Here is an 18,384-nt window from a genome sequence, read left to right as displayed (position 1 = left end):
AATTTAAACACAAAAAAGCCCTAAGGGGTACACCTTAGGGCTTTCATTAAAGCTTATAATTCAGTTTATTAAGAATTACTCAGCGTCTTTTGCAACCACATTAATCGCAAGCTCTGTTAACGAATCCGCATTGGCTTTGCTTGGTGCATCTGTTAATAAACATGATGCTTGCGTTGTTTTAGGGAATGCAATTACGTCACGAATGTTATCAGTGCCACATAGCAACATCACTAAACGGTCAAGACCAAACGCAAGACCTGCATGCGGTGGTGTACCGTATTTTAGGGCGTCAAGTAAGAAACCGAACTTGTCTTGTTGCTCTTGCGCATCAATACCTAAAATTCTAAACGCTGTTTCTTGCATGTCGGCGTTGTGAATACGTACTGAGCCACCACCTACTTCATAGCCATTCAATACCATGTCGTATGCATCAGAGATTGCTGCGGCAGGGTTTGCCTCAAGCTCTGCTGGCGAAATTTCTTTTGGAGCCGTGAATGGGTGGTGAACCGCATGTAATGTACCTTCGTCGTCTTCTTCGAACATTGGGAAGTCAACAACCCATAGCGGTTTCCAGCTATCAAGGTTTGTAATACCTAAATCAACACCAATCTTAAGACGTAGCGCACCCATTGCTTCGTTAACCACGTTGCGTTTGTCTGCACCAAATAGAATGATATCGCCCGATTGCGCATTAGTACGCTCAAGTAATTGGTTAATCACGTCTTCATTTAAGAATTTAGCGATTGGTGATTGTACACCTTCAACGCCCGCAGCACGGTCGTTAACCTTCATCCATGCAAGGCCTTTCGCCCCATAAATACCGATGAATTTCGTGTAGTCGTCAATCTGCTTGCGAGAAAGCTCTGCACCGCCTGGTACAGTTAACACGGCAACACGGCCTTTTTCGTCGTTTGCAGGGCCTGAGAAAACTTTAAATTCAACGTCTTTGACTAAGTCAGCAACATCAACAAGTTGCATTGGGTTACGTAAATCTGGCTTATCTGAACCGTATAAACGCATTGCTTCGCTGTAAGGCATGACAGGGAAGTCACCTAAATCAACGTCAAGCAGTGATTGCCACATTTCACGGATCATTTTTTCTGTCATCGCACGAACTTCATTAGAGCTCATGAATGACGTTTCTAAATCGATTTGTGTGAATTCTGGCTGACGGTCAGCACGTAAATCTTCGTCACGGAAACATTTAACAATTTGATAGTAACGGTCAAAACCCGACATCATTAGTAATTGTTTAAATAACTGTGGCGACTGAGGCAATGCATAAAAGCTGCCTTTGTGCACACGGCTTGGTACTAAGTAGTCACGCGCACCTTCTGGTGTTGCTTTTGTAAGTACGGGTGTTTCGATATCTAAGAAACCATTGTCATCTAAGAAACGACGCACAAAGCTGCTCGCTTTTGCACGTAGTTTAATACGGTCACTCATTTCAAGACGACGTAAATCTAGGTAACGGTATTTTAAACGGCGCTCTTCAGAGTTTTGCTGATTAAAATCAAGAGGTAATGGCTCTGAACGGTTGATGATAGTTAAGCTTGTGCCTAAAATTTCAACTTCACCTGTTGCCATGTCTTTATTTACTTGGCTTTCAGGGCGTGCGCGAACAACACCTTTTAACTGCACACAAAACTCTTGGCGTAGTTTATTCGCAGTGTCCATTAATCCTTCTACTTCAGGATCAAAAACCACTTGAACGAGCCCTTCTCTGTCACGCAAATCGACGAAAATAAGTCCACCAAGGTCACGGCGTTTATTGATCCAACCACATAGTTCAACTTCTTGATCTACGTGAGATTTATTTAGCTGTCCGCAATATATAGAGCGCATAGTATTCCTGTCAGTTAAAGACTTATAGCCGCCTGCTCTTAAGAGTTCGCTATTTTGAGAGCAAAAGCCACTATACAAAGTAATCATTTAAGGCTGAGCATTATACCCAAACCATCTCAAAATGCGAGTGCCAGCAGTGCGCCAAGAAGCCTAAATATGCGCACTGACTTCTGAGCATTCATTTCTTTTGTTACACTACGCGCAGTTTAAATTTATTGGTTGATTTAATGCTGTACTTAGGTTGTCCACAGTGGTCTAGCACCGCATGGAAAGGAAGTTTACTTTCTAGTCACTGTAAAAGTGCCGACATGCTCAACGAGTATGCGCACACCTTCAACTCGGTTGAGGGCAATACCAGCTTTTATGCTGACCCAAGTCACGAATCACTATTACGCTGGTACGATGCTGTACCCGAAGACTTTAAATTTACTTTTAAGTTTCACCGGCGTTTTAGTCACGAATTACAGCTCACCAATATAAACAATGAGCTAAATGCATGGCTGACCCTGTTTGAACCTATTTTTGCCAAAACTGGGCAAATTATGTTGCAGTTACCAAGTGCCTTTGGCCCTAATGCTCTGCCCCTGCTGACTAATTTTATTACCCAGTTACCCAAACACCTCAATTATGGTGTTGAAGTACGCCACCCCGCGTTTTTTCAAAAAGGTGATGCTGAAATTCGCCTTAATCAGCTACTAATTGAAAACAACATTAATCGCATAAGTATGGATACACGGGCTTTATTTGCAGTGCCCGCAGAAACAGATGCATTGATTGATGCGCAAAAGAAAAAGCCTTATTTACCTGTCCATGCTATAGCAACGGGCAGTAATCCGATGCTGCGCTTTGTGATTGCAAGCCTTAACCATGAATACAAATCGTATTACCAACCTTGGCTTAAAAAAATAAAACAATGGCTTGAAGAAGGTAAATCACCGTATGTGTTTTTTCATACCGCCGATAACCGCGAATCGCCACTATTGGCGAGGCAATTTTGCCAAGATTTAGGTTATAATCACCCGGTGCTCGCGCCTTTTGCAGGTGAGCGAGAAGCCAGCCAAAGCAGTTTATTTTAATTTCAGAGTGCATATGAAAGACTACAGCCGTTATTTTCAAGGTTACCCGCCCCATATCGTTGACCAAGTATTACAGCTTTTTAATAATGACAAAGCCGCACAGTATTTAAAAGGTAAATACCCTGACGCGCATAACATCACCAGTGATAAAGCCTTATACAATTATGCAACCGAGCTTAAAAAACGTTACCTTAAAAACGCCCTGCCTTTTGGTCGTGCCGCGTTTAAAAAACAAGGCGATATGGTCACCAATGCGTTAGGTACGCATACTTTTCGTATGCAAGGCAAAACGCGTAAGCACGACCTAGCCATTAACAGCGACTTACTATGCGCACCAGAGCCGTTATTAAAAGCATTGGTTGTTCACGAACTTGCACATTTTAAAGAAAAAGATCATAACAAAGCGTTTTATCAACTCTGTTGCCACATGGAGCCGCAATACCATCAACTCGAGCTTGATTTAAGAATATTCAGTGTGTTGGTAGGTGAAGGGAAAAACCCTTATTAATGCTATCAGTAAAAATAATATGAGATCTAATACCAAAAATAGACTGTTTACTTAAGCTTTTTTATAACATCATCACTAAAGAGCATTAAAATCAATGCACCTTCGCAAAGAGTAAGTAAATAACCAATAGATGCATCAAAATACATTGTGACATATAGCCCAAGAATGTAAGGGCTAACAAGAAAGTTAAAGGCAGTCAGTGAACAAAATAACCACTTTGCTAATTTTTTGTATAAATAAAGACCAAGTAGACTTAATACATATACCATTGAGTAAATATATGGAAACGAGCTTTGAGGATCGATAATTCCACCTGTTCCTGCAGCAGATAATAAGTAAGAAATGTCTTCAGAGTAAATATATTGCCAAATATACGGTAAGAAAAAAAACGTCGAGTATAAAACTGCTGTAACCAGCACAGTAAACTGAAAATACCTAGTCATGCTTTTCTTGCCAAAAATTTTAAACTTAATATTTACAATAATTAAGTTATTGGTTCATAGCAACATGTTCCTCATAAACGTTCAATCAAAATTGCCCCTCTCTCATTTCGGCTAAAAACTGACAGCTAAACTTCAGTTACCTCAAACCTTCTCTGACCTATCAGCTGCCCTGATTCGGTAACCACTTTAACGACCCATTTTCCTGCCGCATTAGCAGGGAAATTCGTTTTGTGGCTCCATGCTCTATAGCCTTTTTTACGACCGCCGGAAATATCCAGGGCTATGCGTTCAACTTCTTTACGATTATGCACCCAAACATGGAAGACTTTTTCATTTAAACCTCTCGGGGCTTTAACTGCGCTAAAGCTGTATAGACCTTTTTGATGTAAATCATACTCGGTTAACTTTTGGATAGGCTCTATTGGTTTACGGGCTTGTTCATCAAGCTGATACGACACGCTCATATCGGTTAAACGCAGTGCCGCAGGCGGTACAAAGCTACGTAATTGCCAAAGCCCGGCACTTAAAGCGCAAAGCAATAGTACCAACAGCGGGAAACGCCACCATTTTGCATTCGGCATCAAGTTTCCTAAACTCGGGATAGTTAAAATAACCGCTGTCACCAGCGCAATTTCAAAACTCTGACTGGTCGTTAATTTTAATAAAATAGGTAAGGTAACCGACAACACGACAAACAAGGAAAAGCTATGAAACACACTAAACCAGACACTGTGCCTTGCGAGCTTTTTGTAATAGAGGGGATCAACAACAGAAACGAACGCACAAAGAATGATTAAGGCGGTAAACGCAGCCTGACCATGATCCCAGGTTGTCACCGCTAAGAAAAATGGTAAAGCAAAGAACAGGCTTTCTTGCTGCACAACTTGCAGCGCAAAGCGCACCACGTTGGGCGACACCGCCACACCAAAACGCTCCTCTACTTTATCTCTTAGCCAGTTATCTATTAACAACCACAACCAAGTGACTAATAACAAAATAGAGATAAGTTGCGAAAACGATTCTTTTCGCTCAACAAATACATAGCTTGCCACACCACTGCAAAACGCTAACACCGCCATTAACCCTGGGCGCTTTTGCATCATGAAAACAAATTTAGTTATAACGTTTTTTAAGTAATTCATGCAGTCATCAAATCCTTTTTAGGCTTTATGAGTAAAGCATAAATTGGATGAATGTAGGCTTTAAAACGAGCTTTTAGTTCAAAGCTGTAAGATATTTAGATAAAGTTAACGAGCATCGAGTATTTTTTCTAAAAGGAACAAATGAAATGTTATATAGAGTCTTGATAATACTTTTATTACTTTTTAAGTGTACAACTGCAGATGCTTTTGAAGATTATAACTTTCTAAATGGTGAATGGACTTGCAAGATGAAATCAGTATTAGAAAACGATGCAATACTTGAAGTTGATAGCCACATAGCTACTTCAATTAAAAATTTAAACTCATACGCAAAAAGCTTTTTTTAAATTTATTTTAAGCAAAACCCTGATTTGGCCTCTATTATCTCTGTTGAATCGTCAGAAAAAATGGATTTTGAGGGTGATATCATGATCAGCTTTGATTCTAAAACCCATAAAATAGATTTAATCAAAGATGAGCTAAATATCTTTTCACCAGAATCTGTGAAAAGCTTTACTCGAGGGCCTTCAGTGACAGTTAAATCAAAAATTCAAAAGATAGACGATGAGACTATTACGTTAATTGGGATCCCTGCTAAAGATGTTATCAATTGCTTTAAAGCACAAAAAAGCGCGGTCTAAACCGCGCCTCTATTTTATCTAACAGCTGAAAGCCCAAGTCGTTGAGTTACAACCCTAATTCGGCCATAAAATCATCATCGGCATCGTCTGCTTGTGATGCTGCTTTTTGCTTTTCAGCTTTTTGTTTTGCTTCGTTTTCAATGATGTCATCAGGGTCAACCGCTTCTGAAATATCAAAGTCATGAAGCTTGATAAACTCAGTTTTATCCATCGCAAGCTCAAGATAGAAGATATTTTGCTTCGATGTAGTGAATGTCACGCGGCGTGCTTGTGGTCTATCCATAGTGGTATCAACCGAAATCTGTACTTGCTTGTTGATTGCCATCATTTTAGGTTGGTTTTGGGTGATAGACGTATGCAATTGGTCGCGTACTTTAGAAGTAAAGTCGCCCACGATTTGGTTCATCAGCTCACCAAGTACGTTGGCAACGTCGTCTGATAAATGGCTATTGGCTATTTCTTCTTCTGGCATACCCATACTGCGCATATAATCATGGTAAATTTCCATCGCCGCTTGTGCCGTGAAGTTTGTTACCACCAGGCCTGTAAAACCACCATCGAACAATACAAAACAACCTATATCTGGGCGCATGCAGGTACGGGTTATTTTTTGTACCATAGCCGAATAGCTAATTTTATTGCCACTTGCTGACGATAATACGCCGGTAACTGAATGACACAGAGTTGATAAGATATCTTCTGTACTGATCACTTTGCTTTTAGTCATTAAACTTCTCTTTCTTGTACTTGTTATTGATAATTCTAGCCAAGCTACTGAATTTATCACTGACTATCCAGCTAAAAATGCTAAAATAGCGGTATTATTTTTTAAAGAGACTGTTCACGTGACGCAAAAAGACAGTATTTATGCCACTGAGCAAGCGGTTAAAGACTTTAGTTTTGACCAACATGTAGTTGAAGTATTCCCAGATATGATCCAGCGTTCGGTGCCGGGTTATGCCACTATTGTTAGTACCATGGGAAAACTAGCTGGTGAGTACGCACAAAGTAACTCAAACCTATATGATTTAGGCTGCTCGTTAGGCGCTGTAACATTAAGCATGCGCCGTAATATTCGTACAGATAACTGTAATATCATTGCGGTAGATAACTCACAAGCCATGGTTGAGCGTTGTAAACTGCATTTACAAGGCTTTCGTTCTGAAGTTCCCGTTACAGTTACCCTTGGTGATATTAACGATTTAGCCATCGAAAATGCTTCTGTTGTAGCAATGAACTTTACCCTGCAGTTTATTCCGCCTGAAAAGCGCCACGCAGTGCTTGAGAAAATCTATGCTAATTTAAAGCCCGGTGGCGTATTGCTGCTTAGCGAAAAAATTAAAGGTGAAAATGAGCAATGCAATAATTTGCTGATTGATTTACACCATGATTTTAAACGTCACAACGGTTACTCAGAACTTGAGATCAGCCAAAAACGCACTGCGATTGAAAATGTTATGCGCCCTGATCATTTGAGTACTCATTTAGCACGCCTCACTGAGATTGGCTTTAGCCAAACCCAAGTATGGTACCAATGTTTTAATTTCTGCTCGATGATTGCCATCAAGTAACAGCACAACGATATAAAGAGTATTTCATGTCTCAATGGTTTAACCAATTTTACGCTGCAATAGCACAAAGCCCGCTCAGTCATTGGCTCGAAACCTTGCCTGCTCAACTTAAGCATTGGGAGCAAGAAGCAAGTCATGGTGATTTACCCAAATGGCAAAAGGTATTAAAAAACTTACCAGAAATCAGTACGGATCATGTAAACCTGCAAGATAAAGTACAGATAGGCACAGGCGATGAGTTATCAGAAGGTCAACAAAAGCAGCTCACCCATTTATTAAAACGCATGATGCCTTGGCGTAAAGGCCCATTTAGCTTACACGGTATCGACATTGATACTGAATGGCGCAGCGATTGGAAATGGGATCGTTTGTTGCCGCATATTGAGCCATTAAAAGGCCGTACAGTACTTGATATTGGCTGTGGTTCTGGTTACCACTTATGGCGTATGCGTGGTGAAGGTGCCAACTTTGTGGTGGGCATTGACCCCTCTGATCTATTTTTATGCCAGTTTCAAGCGATTAAACATTACCACCAAGATGACAATGTTCACTTATTACCACTCGGTGTTGAAGCACTGTCAGAGCTTAAAGCGTTTGATACCGTGTTTTCGATGGGGGTGTTATATCATCGTCGCTCGCCTATCGACTTTTTAGCCCAATTAAAAGCACAGCTTCGTCCTGGGGGTGAATTAGTGTTAGAAACGCTGGTTGTCGAAGGTGACGAACACACGGTACTTGTGCCCACCGATCGTTACGCAAAAATGCGCAACGTGTGGTTTATTCCAAGTACGGCAGCATTAAAGCTGTGGATGGAGCGCGTTGGTTTTAAAGATGTCCAAGTTAAAGATTGTGCAATCACCACACTTGAAGAACAACGCAAAACCCAGTGGATGGAAAACGAGTCACTGGTTGACTTTTTAGACCCCACCGACACCAGCAAAACGATTGAGGGCTACCCTGCTCCTCTGCGGGCTATTTTAACGGCGAAAGCCTAACCTATTTTACCCCTCTTTATTTAGGCGCCAGAACACAGTGGCGCCTCTATCCTTACACCTTCATTCTCATTTTGCGGACAACTGTCCTTGTCAAGTCGGTTAAAGTGATTTTTCAACTAGCCGCGCCAGTGCAATTGTTGTAAAATACGCGCGTTTCTAAGCAACCCACATGCAACTTTTTTGAGGAAAACCTGTGAGCGAACAAAAACAGTCTCTTAGCTATAAAGACGCGGGCGTAGATATCGATGCCGGTAATGCACTTGTTGAGCGTATTAAAGGCGTCGTTAAAAAAACCAAACGTCCTGAAGTAATGGGCGGTATCGGTGGTTTTGGCGCACTTTGCGAACTACCAACTGGCTATAAAGAGCCTGTCCTGGTTGCTGGCACAGACGGTGTTGGTACAAAACTACGTTTAGCAATCGATCTTAAAAAGCACGATACAGTGGGTATCGACCTTGTTGCTATGTGTGTGAACGACCTTATTGTACAAGGTGCTGAGCCACTATTTTTCCTTGATTACTATGCAACGGGTAAATTAGACGTCGACACTGCAGCTGATGTTGTAACAGGTATCGGTAAAGGCTGTGAGCTTTCTGGCTGTGCGTTAATCGGTGGTGAGACTGCTGAAATGCCAGGTATGTATGAAGGTGAAGACTACGATATGGCTGGTTTCTGCACCGGCGTTGTAGAAAAGTCAAAAATTATCGATGGCACTAAAGTGGCTGCTGGCGACCAATTAATCGCTCTAGCATCAAGTGGTCCTCATTCAAACGGCTTCTCATTAATTCGTAAAGTACTTGAAGTATCAGGTGCTGACACAAGCGCTGACCTAGACGGCAAAACACTGGGCGATCACCTTTTAGAGCCAACTCGCATCTACGTTAAACAACTTCTTGAGTTATTTAAGCAGGTTGACGTTCACGCGTTATCGCACATCACAGGCGGTGGTTTCTGGGAAAATATCCCACGTGTTTTACCTGAATCTGCAAAAGCAGTGATCAAAGGTGACAGCTGGGAATGGCCTGTAATTTTCAACTGGTTACAAGAAAATGGCAACATCACAACTCACGAAATGTACCGTACATTTAACTGTGGTGTTGGCATGGTATTAGTTGTTCCAGCCGATAAACTTGAGCAAAGCCTAGCGATTCTAAAAGATCTTGGCGAAAATGCATGGCATATCGGTGAAATCCAAGATGCAAAAGCTGGCGAAGAGCAAGTTGAAATTTTAGGTGGCCGTGATTAATGGCCCCTTGTCGTCTTGTTGTATTAATTTCTGGTAGTGGTTCGAATCTTCAGGCCATCATTGATGCCTGTGGACGTGGTGAAATTAACGCCGATATCGCCGCTGTAATTAGTAATAAAGCCGACGCCTATGGCCTTGAACGAGCAAAGAATGCAGGTATACAAACACGTGTACTTAGCCATAAAGACTTTGACTCACGCGAGGCCTATGATGCAGAGTTAATGGACATTATTGACAGTTTTGAACCAAATCTGGTTGTATTAGCTGGTTTTATGCGTATTCTAACACCTAACTTAGTGCAAAAATTTAAAGGAAAAATGTTGAACATTCATCCTTCTTTGTTGCCTAAGTACCAAGGGCTGAATACCCATCAAAGAGCTATAGACGCAAAAGATGATGTTCATGGCGTTAGTGTTCACTTTGTGACAGAAGAGCTAGACGGTGGTCCCGTTGTGCTTCAAGCCAAAGTGCCGGTACTCGAAAACGATACCGCAGAAACACTCGCACAACGTGTTCATCAGCAAGAACATATAATCTATCCTTTGGTGGTCAAGTGGTTCAGTGAACAACGACTCAAGATGGAAGCAGATTATGCAGTTTTTGACGAAAAACAACTTCCTGCACACGGCGCGCACTACCCAGAATAAAAATCGAAGTGCCCTACTCGCGTGTGTGGGCACTTTATTACTTCCTACCAGTGTTTTAGCTGGCGATCTCACTCAATACCAAGCCAAATACGATGTACTTCGTAAAGGTGAAACCCATGGTAAAGCAGTACGCGAACTTAAAAAAACAGCCAACGATAGCTATGTGCTAACTTATCATAGTGAAATCGAATGGATGATATTTTCTGATTCACGAAAAGAAACCTCAAAATTTACCTATCAAGATCAAAAAGTATCGCCTTTAAGCTACACAATGGAGCGCTCTGGTACAGGACCTGATAAAGAGTACACATTAAAATTTGATGCTGCACAAAAGCAAGTGAACAGTAATCAAAGTAAATACCCGCTAAAATTTGATTGGTCAGATGATTTTCAAGACTCTCTGTCGTACCAAGTTCAAGTGCGCGAAGAGTTAAAGCAAGGTAAAACCCAGCTTTCATACCCATTAGTAGATAAAAAAGGAAATCTGCGTAGCTACGACTTTGAAGTCATTGGCACCGAAATGATTTCTTTACCAATCGGCAATATTGAAGCCATTAAAGTAAAACGCTTATACGATAACGATAAACGTCAAGCCCTTGCTTGGTTTGCTCCCGAAATGGATTACATGTTAGTGCGTATGTGGAAAGGCGAAAAAGGCGTGGAACAGTTTGAAGTACAACTTAACTCATTCACAGTAACAGCACCTGTGAGTACGCCGACTGCGGTTAAGCAAGAAATGAGTAACGAAGCGCCGTAAAAGCGCTTCGATTTTATCGTTATATTTTCTCGCCCATTTTAAATAGCACGAACTCACCTGGTTCCATTTTTTGCCAGCGCTCATCGTGGGTAAGTGGTCGGGTTGCAATGACAGTAACCACATCATTCGGTGTGGTTTCTTTTTGAAAATCAACCACCATATCAGCATCAATTAATGTGGCTTTGCCAAACGGCGCACGACGGGTGATCCAATGCAGATTATTAGTACAATAAGCCAACACATACACGCCATCCGTTAATAGCATATTAAACACCCCCTTTTCTCGCAGAGTATGGGCGAGTTTTGCGGCATAACGGAAAACCGACGCCATGTTGGATGGGCGCTTAGGGTACTTTTCACGAATTTTATCGAGTAGCCAGCAAAAAGCCAATTCACTGTCGGTGTTGCCAACTGGCCGATAGTAATCAGGCTTTAAGTCATGATAATTAGACAACTGACCATTATGTGCGTAAGTAATTTCGCGGCCCCATAATTCACGCGTGAATGGGTGTGTATTTTCAAGACACACGCGGCCACGATTGCCCTGACGAATATGACTAATAACCGAAATACTCTTTATAGGATACGCTTTAACAAGCTTCGCAATCTCAGATTGGCAGCTTGGCTCAGGATCCTTAAACGTACGGCAGCCTTTTCCTTCATAAAAAGTAATGCCCCAGCCATCTTTATGTGGTCCGGTGTTACCGCCACGTTCTAATAAGCCTGAAAAACTAAAACAAATATCCGTTGGTACATTGGCAGACATGCCAAGCAACTCACACATAGAACTCTTTACCTATAAAACTAAATGAAGGAATGGCATTAATAGCGAAGCTGTGCCAGCAGTTATTGTTAAACATAGCGACACTATTAGCAACTACCCTATTTGTATTTTATTAACTATCTGGTTGAACACGCTAAATTTTCACTTTTATCAACATTATTATTTATTAAATCGCAATAATAAACCCGAATGCCAATCTGGTTGTCTGCTCATCATGGTTTACACTGTAAAAAAATGAACAGGTAAAATTAGTTTTATCCGTGTCCCCCTCTTGATAATTAGCGTTTCTAGCGCTACTCTAAGAGAGGTGGTCTGACCTCTATTAAGGAATAATCAATGACTCTCTTATTTTTACTTGGTTTACTCGTGCTGCTTAGTATTGCGAGTTACCACAGAGCAAGCTGGAATACCTGCTTAGGTATTGCCATTGCGACCTTACTTGTTGGCACTTTTGCTGGCGCGTTTGGCGCAATTAGTTGGCTACTATTCTTATTAATTGCTGTGCCACTTTCTGTGACTAGCATTCGTCAACAATACATTATCAAGCCTATTTTTGCTGCATTTAAAAAAGTAACTCCGACAATGTCGGATACAGAAAAATCAGCAATCGATGCCGGTACAACATGGTGGGAAGCGGATCTATTCTGCGGCCGTCCTGACTGGAATAAATTACATCAATACCCAGTCCCCAAACTAACCATTGAAGAGCAAGCCTTTATTGATGGTCCTGTTGAAGAAGTATGTGGCATGCTTGATGATTGGCACGCAACTCATGAATTAACCGATTTACCACAAGATGTTTGGCAATATCTAAAAGATAATAAATTCTTTGCCATGATCATCAAAAAAGAATACGGCGGTTTAGAGTTTTCTGCGTTTGCACAATCATGCGTACTGCAAAAGCTTACGAGTAAATCAACACTACTTTCTTCAATTGTCGGTGTGCCTAACTCGTTAGGTCCAGGTGAGCTGCTTCAGCACTATGGTACTAAAGAGCAAAAAGATCATTACTTACCACGCTTAGCAAGTGGTCAAGAAATTCCATGTTTCGCCCTAACCTCACCTGAAGCCGGTTCAGACGCGAGTGCTATTCCTGACTACGGTGTCGTATGTAAAGGTCAGTGGAATGGTGAAGAAGTGGTAGGTATTAGCCTAACATGGAATAAACGTTACATTACCCTAGCACCTGTTGCGACAGTGCTTGGTCTTGCTTTTAAATTACAAGATCCAGACGGGTTATTAGGTGATGACAAAGAACCAGGTATTACTTGTGCGCTCATCCCAACAGACACCCCAGGGGTTGAAATTGGTCGTCGTCACTTCCCGCTAAATGTTCCATTCCAAAATGGTCCTACACGCGGTAAAGACATTTTCGTACCACTAGATTACATCATTGGTGGCCCTAAAATGGCTGGCCAAGGCTGGCGTATGTTGGTTGAATGCTTATCGGTAGGCCGCGCAATCACCTTGCCGTCTAATTCAACGGGTGGTATCAAAACCATCGCACTTGCTACTGGTTCATACAGCCGCATTCGTCGTCAATTCCGTTTACCTATCGGTCAAATGGAAGGGGTTGAAGAGTCACTCGCAAAACTTGCAGGTTATGCCTACAGCTCTGATGCCGCAGTCAGCATGTCGACCGGTGCCGTTGACCTTGGTGAAAAGCCGTCAGTGGTATCAGCTATCATTAAATACCACTTAACAGAACAAATGCGTGAAGCAACCATTCACGGCATGGATGTTCACGGTGGTAAAGGCATTATGCTTGGTCCAAACAATTATTTAGGCCGTGGTTACCAAGGTGCGCCAATTGCAATAACAGTTGAAGGTGCAAACATTCTTACGCGTAACATGATCATTTATGGTCAAGGTGCAATTCGTTGTCATCCGTTCGTACTTACTGAACTAGGTGCATGCTCGATTGAAGACCGCGAAGAAGCACTTGCAGTATTCGACAAAGCACTTATGGGTCATATTGGTTTTACCATTTCGAACCTAGTACGTACTAAGTGGTTAGCATTCACCGGTGCGCGCTTTACAAGTACGCCGTACAAAGATGAAACCGCAGAGTTTTACCGCGTAGCGTCACGTTTTAGTGCTTCACTTGCATTAATGTCTGACATCAGCATGGCTGTATTTGGTGGTTCATTAAAACGTAAAGAGCGTATTTCAGCACGTTTAGGTGACTTACTAAGCTACTTATACCTAGTGTCTGCAACACTTAAACGTTACAACGACGAAGGCCGTAAAAAAGAAGATTTTGCGCTTGTTCAATGGAGCTGCCAAGATCACCTTTATCACTGCCAACGTGCACTGGCTGACTTAATTAATAACATGCCATCTGCTGCGCTTCGTGCGATGCTTAAAATCATGTTATTCCCATTTGGTCGCCCGGTACGCAAGCCAACAGATAAGCTTGAGCACAAACTCGCACACTTATTACAAGTACCTAGCGAAACACGTAACCGTTTAGCAAGTTATGTATACCTTAAAAATGAGCCACTTAACTTAGTGGGCCGTCAAGAGCAAACGCTTAAAGACGTACTAGAAGTTGAACCATTATTTGATAAAGTATGCCGCGAAAAAGGCGTAAAACTGCCTTTCTTCCAACTTGATAAAGTGGCGCAAATGGGCCTTGAAGCAGGCATTTTAAGCCAAGCCGAAGCTGATAAACTAGCTGCTGTTGAAAAAGCTCGTCTCGATGTAATTAACGTAGACGATTTTGACCCAGCTGACCTCGTTGCAGGTAAAGCTGCACGTAGCGGAAATAACAGCAAAGCTGATGCAGCTTAAGCAATTAACGCTATTCCAATTGTTATAACACACCAAACCAGCGCATAATGCGCTGGTTTTTTTTGCGCTAAAAGCTGCTGTAAAAAGCACCACACAGCAGCCAAAGCGACCAGCGGCCATTGTAAAACATTTAACAAAAGCATTGCCGCCAATGTCGCTGCACTATAAAACAGTAAACTGGGTATAAAATGACTTAAATAAAACCGTCTGTACTGACCATTTGTTTGAAAAAACACTCGGTATTTTTGAAGCACTGCAAAGCAATCAAACTGTAATGAACTACCTAGTAATACACAGTTTGCCAACACCATAACCTGTATCGCATGATTAAAGTCGCTACGAATTTCAACTAGTTGCACTGCGGCTAATAGGCTTGCAGTAAACAAAGCACTTCGCCAAATTACACTCCAGCTGTGCTCCAAAAAGTAACTAATCCAAAATGAAGTGAGTGAACTAACCACACGTTTGTGACTGAGGTTCATGTTAGGAAAAAATAAACTCCCCATAAAACCAATTAAAAAGCCGCTATGGTAGTGTAAGGAATCTAAACTAAACGGTAAAAGAACCAGAATACTACACGCTAAAAAACCATAAAATAGCGAATAAGGTCTATAAATTACCATTAAACCGCACAGCCACTGCAACAGCATAAATAGAATAAAATGAGGAACCTGCAACCATTGCTGAAGACGAAGGTCAACGGCTATCAATAAGCTTGCCATTAACCACACATTACTGAGTAGTAAAAGCTTACAGTCGATTAAAATTAGCCAAGCAGGCTTAAAGATATGTGCTTGAAAGGCTCTATTTTCTGAGTTTGTTATAGCAGGAGCAACAGCCCATAACATAACGGCTTGCAGTGCCAGATAGAGCAAAGCTAACTGGGCGCTAAAACGGGCATGTTCATGGCTGTCTACAATTTTACCCAGCCCCAAAAATAACAACAGCGCGATGCCTAAAACCGCAGGCCCAAGCACTAACGCAAACAACAAACCAAAGTTTTTAAGCTGCGCCAGTAAGTTCTTAAGTGCAGTTGTATATGCTAAATAGCGGTAGCTCATTAATGCATTATAACGTGACAAGCTCTCTATCATAATGGCGTACACTCAAAGCCTTGGTGTAAAAACACATCTGGCTCGTGGCTGGTTAAAATGATTTGCCCATCGGGTTTATCACTTAAATAGTTATCAAGCAAATTTAGTAAATAATGGATACTTGCTTGGTCAAGTGCTGCACTCGGCTCATCTAAAAGCAAATAAGGCGCCCGCTTCATAAACGTGATTATAAGCTGGCATTTTTTTTGATTGCCTGTCGATAATGCACTAAAACGGGTGTGTAAGTGTTCGCTGAACTTAAATCCGTTAATAAGGTCAATTGGCGCAGGCACATTTAAGGCTTTACAGGTCAGTTGAATAATTTGCTGAGCCGTTAAAAAATCAGGTAAACAAATGCGATCGCTGGCAATAGCCACATACTTTTGTGGTGAACTATGCTGTTTATTAGCATACATTATTTGCCCCGACTGTGGTTTTTCAAGGCCAGCAATTATCATCAGTAACGTGGTTTTGCCACTCCCATTGCTCGCCTGTAAGCACATTTTCTTACTGTTAAATTGCTTATTATAATTTTCGAACACGGTTGCTGTAGCAAAACGCTTATTGAGATTTTTTATTTCTATCATTGCCATTCCTTTGCGAAATTTAAATTGTAACACAGCAATGTCCCTAAAAAGTTACATGCTTTGTAACAATTATTTAGCTGCAAAACTTGCGTTTATATATTGAACAAGTAAGACTCAATAACGGAAAAATAATAAGGAATAATTAAAATGAAACCGAGTTTTCAACTAGCAGCCATTGCGTGTGCATTAAGCCTTGCATTAGCAGGATGTTCACAATCAAACCAAACGACCACCAGCGAAATTAGTCAGCAACAAGAACACACTATTAAACAGTATGACGCTGAAACATTTTTTGATACCACTTCAATTATGGGCAGCAGCTTTTCACCTAAAGGTGACAAAATCCTTGTTAGCAGTGATGAAAGCGGCATCTATAGCCTCTATGAAATTGATATTAAAACAGCGAAAAAAACACGTTTAACAAACTTTGAAGACAGCACCTATGCTGTTCGCTATTTTCCAAATGATGAGCGCGTATTATTTACCAAGGACTCAGGCGGGAACGAGCGCTATCATATTTATGTACGTGAGACAGACGGCACTGTCAAAGACCTGACTCCTGGCGATGAAACTCGTGCCAGCTTTGCGGGCTTTACAGACGATGGCAAACACTTTTTTATAACGAGTAATCAACGCGATCCTAAGTTTATGGATTTATATCGCGTAGACAGTTCACGCTATGAAATAACACCTGTTTATCAAAATACTCTTGGTCTAGATGTCGGGGCGATTAGCCCTGATGGCCGCTTTATTGCCTTATCAAAAAATAACTCTAATAAAGACAGTGATGTGTTCATTCTCGATACAATGAAAAAAACGCTCAAACCTGAGCTAATCACTCGTCATGATAATGAAGCGCAATATGGCCCTGAAACATTCTCAAAAGACAGCAAGTCTCTGTATTACTCGACCGATGCAAAAGGTGAATTTTCACAGGTTTGGCGCTATGACTTAACGACAGGTGAGCACAGCCCCGCCCTAAAAGATGACTGGGATGTCAGCTTTATTTACTTCTCAAAATCAGGGCGTTACCAAGTAAGTGGGGTTAATGCTGATGCCAGTACTAAAGTGACAATCATTGACACAAAAACCAATAAACAAATCGATATGCCTGCCTTGCCCCAGGGCAATTTACGTGGTGTAAGCTTTTCAGCTGATGAAAAGAGCATGGCGTTTTACCTAAATTCAGATACCTCGCCAAGTAACTTATTTGTTTGGCAATTAGGCGAAACGAAAGCAAAAAAACTGACCCATACTTTAAGCGATGCAATTGATCAAAATGATCTCGTTGAAAGCACGATTGTGCGTTTTAAAAGCTTTGACGGTTTAGAAATCCCTGGCGTTTTATATAAGCCCAAACAGGCTAATAGTAATAATAAAGTGCCTGCTCTAGTGTGGGTGCATGGGGGTCCGGGCGGCCAGAGCCGCACAGGTTACAGCGCAATGCAGCAGCATTTAGTTAATCATGGCTATGCTATATTTGCTGTAAACAATCGCGGTAGCTCTGGCTATGGTAAAACTTTTTTCCATTTAGATGATAAAAAGCATGGCACAGACGATTTGCAAGATATTGTCTACGGGAAAAAACACTTACAGAGCTTAGACTGGGTTGATGCTGATAAAATTGGCATTATGGGTGGCAGTTACGGTGGCTTTATGACGGCAGCGGCGCTGGCTTTCGAGCCTGAAGAATTTAAAGTGGGTATTAATATTTTTGGTGTAACTAACTGGGTAAGAACATTAAACTCTATACCACCTTGGTGGGAAAGCTTTAAAAAAGCGCTGTACGATGAAATGGGTGACCCTGCAACTGATGGCGAACGCCATCGAGCGATATCTCCCCTCTTCCATGCTAAAAACATTACGAAACCACTGATGGTTATTCAAGGTGCAAACGACCCTCGTGTATTGCAAGTTGAAAGTGATGAGCTTGTTGCCGCAGTAAAAGCGAATGGTGTCCCCGTAGAATACGTGTTGTTCGATGACGAAGGTCATGGTTTTACTAAAAAAGAAAACCGTATCAAAGCATCAAACGCGTACCTTGAGTTTTTAAATACGTACTTGAAAAACTAAATTTTAGAAGCCGGTGTACACCGGCTTCTTTATCAAAACACCTGTATAAACCTCAAATATCCTGCATACAAACTACTGTATAAACTTCGATATAAAACACTATATATATTATTTCATCCATTTTTCACAAAATATCACACTGCAAAGAAACAAAATAACCAATTGTTTTTAAAGATTTAATT

The 18,384-nt window shown here is 41.4% G+C and carries 17 protein-coding genes; 10 read left to right on the top strand and 7 right to left on the bottom strand.

The features are described from left to right. Window positions 1-75: 75 nt before the first annotated feature. Window positions 76-1,845 (bottom strand): aspartate--tRNA ligase, encoded by a 1,770-nt coding sequence (aspS, locus tag H3302_RS06200; protein WP_036969365.1) that lies wholly within the window; start codon window positions 1,843-1,845, stop codon window positions 76-78. Window positions 1,846-2,072: 227 nt separating this feature from the next. Between aspS and H3302_RS06195 the strand changes: the two genes are divergently transcribed. Both H3302_RS06195 and H3302_RS06190 read left to right on the top strand, forming a co-directional pair. Beyond that, window positions 2,073-2,921, top strand: a complete 849-nt coding sequence (locus H3302_RS06195) for a DUF72 domain-containing protein (protein WP_075594123.1) — start codon at window positions 2,073-2,075, stop codon at window positions 2,919-2,921. 13 nt (window positions 2,922-2,934) lie between these two features. Beyond that, window positions 2,935-3,429, top strand: a complete 495-nt coding sequence (locus H3302_RS06190; protein ID WP_075594124.1) for a M48 family metallopeptidase — start codon at window positions 2,935-2,937, stop codon at window positions 3,427-3,429. A gap of 47 nt (window positions 3,430-3,476) precedes the next feature. Here the strand turns inward: H3302_RS06190 and H3302_RS06185 are convergent, their stop codons facing one another. After that, the gene (locus H3302_RS06185; RefSeq protein ID WP_075594125.1) at window positions 3,477-3,872 is read right to left on the bottom strand and encodes a hypothetical protein; all 396 of its coding nucleotides are present in this window, start codon (window positions 3,870-3,872) and stop codon (window positions 3,477-3,479) included. A gap of 125 nt (window positions 3,873-3,997) precedes the next feature. Next, window positions 3,998-5,014: a DUF5924 family protein gene (locus tag H3302_RS06180; protein WP_075594126.1), complete on the bottom strand. Its 1,017-nt coding sequence runs from the start codon at window positions 5,012-5,014 to the stop codon at window positions 3,998-4,000. Window positions 5,015-5,442: 428 nt separating this feature from the next. Here H3302_RS06180 and H3302_RS06175 point away from each other — a divergent pair, with 428 nt between their 5' ends. Beyond that, the gene (locus tag H3302_RS06175) at window positions 5,443-5,655 is read left to right on the top strand and encodes a hypothetical protein (RefSeq protein ID WP_182396274.1); all 213 of its coding nucleotides are present in this window, start codon (window positions 5,443-5,445) and stop codon (window positions 5,653-5,655) included. 46 nt (window positions 5,656-5,701) lie between these two features. Here the strand turns inward: H3302_RS06175 and H3302_RS06170 are convergent, their stop codons facing one another. Next, entirely contained in the window at window positions 5,702-6,382 is a 681-nt protein-coding gene (locus H3302_RS06170) for a DUF3334 family protein (protein WP_036969376.1), read from the bottom strand. 118 nt (window positions 6,383-6,500) lie between these two features. Here H3302_RS06170 and cmoA point away from each other — a divergent pair, with 118 nt between their 5' ends. The 5 genes from cmoA to H3302_RS06145 all read left to right on the top strand — a co-directional run bounded on the left by cmoA (window position 6,501) and on the right by H3302_RS06145 (window position 10,871). Further along, window positions 6,501-7,226: a carboxy-S-adenosyl-L-methionine synthase CmoA gene (gene cmoA, locus H3302_RS06165; RefSeq protein ID WP_036971611.1), complete on the top strand. Its 726-nt coding sequence runs from the start codon at window positions 6,501-6,503 to the stop codon at window positions 7,224-7,226. Between the two features lie 26 nt (window positions 7,227-7,252). Continuing rightward, window positions 7,253-8,221 (top strand): tRNA 5-methoxyuridine(34)/uridine 5-oxyacetic acid(34) synthase CmoB, encoded by a 969-nt coding sequence (cmoB, locus tag H3302_RS06160; RefSeq protein ID WP_182396273.1) that lies wholly within the window; start codon window positions 7,253-7,255, stop codon window positions 8,219-8,221. Window positions 8,222-8,414: 193 nt separating this feature from the next. Then, a complete protein-coding gene (purM, locus tag H3302_RS06155; protein WP_036969381.1) occupies window positions 8,415-9,467 on the top strand; it encodes a phosphoribosylformylglycinamidine cyclo-ligase in 1,053 nt (350 codons plus the stop codon). Beyond that, a complete protein-coding gene (purN, locus tag H3302_RS06150) occupies window positions 9,467-10,114 on the top strand; it encodes a phosphoribosylglycinamide formyltransferase (RefSeq protein ID WP_065979357.1) in 648 nt (215 codons plus the stop codon). Before purM ends, purN begins: the two co-directional genes overlap by 1 nt. Then, window positions 10,059-10,871 carry a DUF3108 domain-containing protein gene (locus H3302_RS06145; RefSeq protein ID WP_083422938.1) on the top strand — a complete coding sequence of 271 codons (813 nt, stop codon included), beginning with the start codon at window positions 10,059-10,061 and terminating at the stop codon, window positions 10,869-10,871. The genes purN and H3302_RS06145 overlap by 56 nt, the downstream gene beginning before the upstream one ends. 19 nt (window positions 10,872-10,890) lie before the next feature. Here the strand turns inward: H3302_RS06145 and H3302_RS06140 are convergent, their stop codons facing one another. Beyond that, window positions 10,891-11,655 carry a class II glutamine amidotransferase gene (locus H3302_RS06140; RefSeq protein WP_036969389.1) on the bottom strand — a complete coding sequence of 255 codons (765 nt, stop codon included), beginning with the start codon at window positions 11,653-11,655 and terminating at the stop codon, window positions 10,891-10,893. A 336-nt stretch (window positions 11,656-11,991) separates the two neighbouring features. On the opposite strand from H3302_RS06140, the gene fadE reads away from it, so the two are divergent. Next, window positions 11,992-14,448, top strand: coding sequence for an acyl-CoA dehydrogenase FadE (gene fadE, locus H3302_RS06135; protein WP_036969391.1), 2,457 nt, complete (start codon window positions 11,992-11,994; stop codon window positions 14,446-14,448). Here fadE and H3302_RS06130 read toward each other — a convergent pair. Further along, a complete protein-coding gene (locus tag H3302_RS06130; RefSeq protein ID WP_259369884.1) occupies window positions 14,445-15,542 on the bottom strand; it encodes a DUF6136 family protein in 1,098 nt (365 codons plus the stop codon). The two genes, fadE and H3302_RS06130, sit on opposite strands and share 4 nt — an antisense overlap. Beyond that, window positions 15,539-16,129, bottom strand: coding sequence for an ATP-binding cassette domain-containing protein (locus H3302_RS06125; protein ID WP_036969395.1), 591 nt, complete (start codon window positions 16,127-16,129; stop codon window positions 15,539-15,541). The genes H3302_RS06130 and H3302_RS06125 overlap by 4 nt, the downstream gene beginning before the upstream one ends. Window positions 16,130-16,276: 147 nt before the next feature. Between H3302_RS06125 and H3302_RS06120 the strand changes: the two genes are divergently transcribed. Continuing rightward, window positions 16,277-18,202 (top strand): S9 family peptidase, encoded by a 1,926-nt coding sequence (locus H3302_RS06120; RefSeq protein WP_182396272.1) that lies wholly within the window; start codon window positions 16,277-16,279, stop codon window positions 18,200-18,202. Window positions 18,203-18,384 lie beyond the last annotated feature (182 nt).

Origin of the sequence: Pseudoalteromonas sp. MT33b, from assembly GCF_014117385.1 — a bacterium.
Lineage (GTDB): Bacteria > Pseudomonadota > Gammaproteobacteria > Enterobacterales > Alteromonadaceae > Pseudoalteromonas > Pseudoalteromonas lipolytica.
Note: the sequence above shows the minus strand (reverse complement) of the source record. Positions and strands in the feature narration are given on the sequence as shown.

What these genes read in the sequence shown, in the direction of transcription:
- purN (WP_065979357.1), top strand. Translation starts at nt 9,467, where the DNA reads ATGGCCCCTTGTCGTCTTGTTGTATTAATTTCTGGTAGTGGTTCGAAT.
- aspS (WP_036969365.1), bottom strand. Translation starts at nt 1,845, where the DNA reads ATGCGCTCTATATATTGCGGACAGCTAAATAAATCTCACGTAGATCAA.
- H3302_RS06175 (WP_182396274.1), top strand. Translation starts at nt 5,443, where the DNA reads ATGATCAGCTTTGATTCTAAAACCCATAAAATAGATTTAATCAAAGAT.
- H3302_RS06130 (WP_259369884.1), bottom strand. Translation starts at nt 15,542, where the DNA reads ATGATAGAGAGCTTGTCACGTTATAATGCATTAATGAGCTACCGCTAT.
- H3302_RS06125 (WP_036969395.1), bottom strand. Translation starts at nt 16,129, where the DNA reads ATGATAGAAATAAAAAATCTCAATAAGCGTTTTGCTACAGCAACCGTG.
- H3302_RS06145 (WP_083422938.1), top strand. Translation starts at nt 10,059, where the DNA reads ATGCAGTTTTTGACGAAAAACAACTTCCTGCACACGGCGCGCACTACC.
- H3302_RS06170 (WP_036969376.1), bottom strand. Translation starts at nt 6,382, where the DNA reads ATGACTAAAAGCAAAGTGATCAGTACAGAAGATATCTTATCAACTCTG.
- H3302_RS06180 (WP_075594126.1), bottom strand. Translation starts at nt 5,014, where the DNA reads ATGAATTACTTAAAAAACGTTATAACTAAATTTGTTTTCATGATGCAA.
- H3302_RS06185 (WP_075594125.1), bottom strand. Translation starts at nt 3,872, where the DNA reads ATGACTAGGTATTTTCAGTTTACTGTGCTGGTTACAGCAGTTTTATAC.
- fadE (WP_036969391.1), top strand. Translation starts at nt 11,992, where the DNA reads ATGACTCTCTTATTTTTACTTGGTTTACTCGTGCTGCTTAGTATTGCG.
- H3302_RS06120 (WP_182396272.1), top strand. Translation starts at nt 16,277, where the DNA reads ATGAAACCGAGTTTTCAACTAGCAGCCATTGCGTGTGCATTAAGCCTT.
- H3302_RS06195 (WP_075594123.1), top strand. Translation starts at nt 2,073, where the DNA reads ATGCTGTACTTAGGTTGTCCACAGTGGTCTAGCACCGCATGGAAAGGA.
- H3302_RS06140 (WP_036969389.1), bottom strand. Translation starts at nt 11,655, where the DNA reads ATGTGTGAGTTGCTTGGCATGTCTGCCAATGTACCAACGGATATTTGT.
- H3302_RS06190 (WP_075594124.1), top strand. Translation starts at nt 2,935, where the DNA reads ATGAAAGACTACAGCCGTTATTTTCAAGGTTACCCGCCCCATATCGTT.
- cmoB (WP_182396273.1), top strand. Translation starts at nt 7,253, where the DNA reads ATGTCTCAATGGTTTAACCAATTTTACGCTGCAATAGCACAAAGCCCG.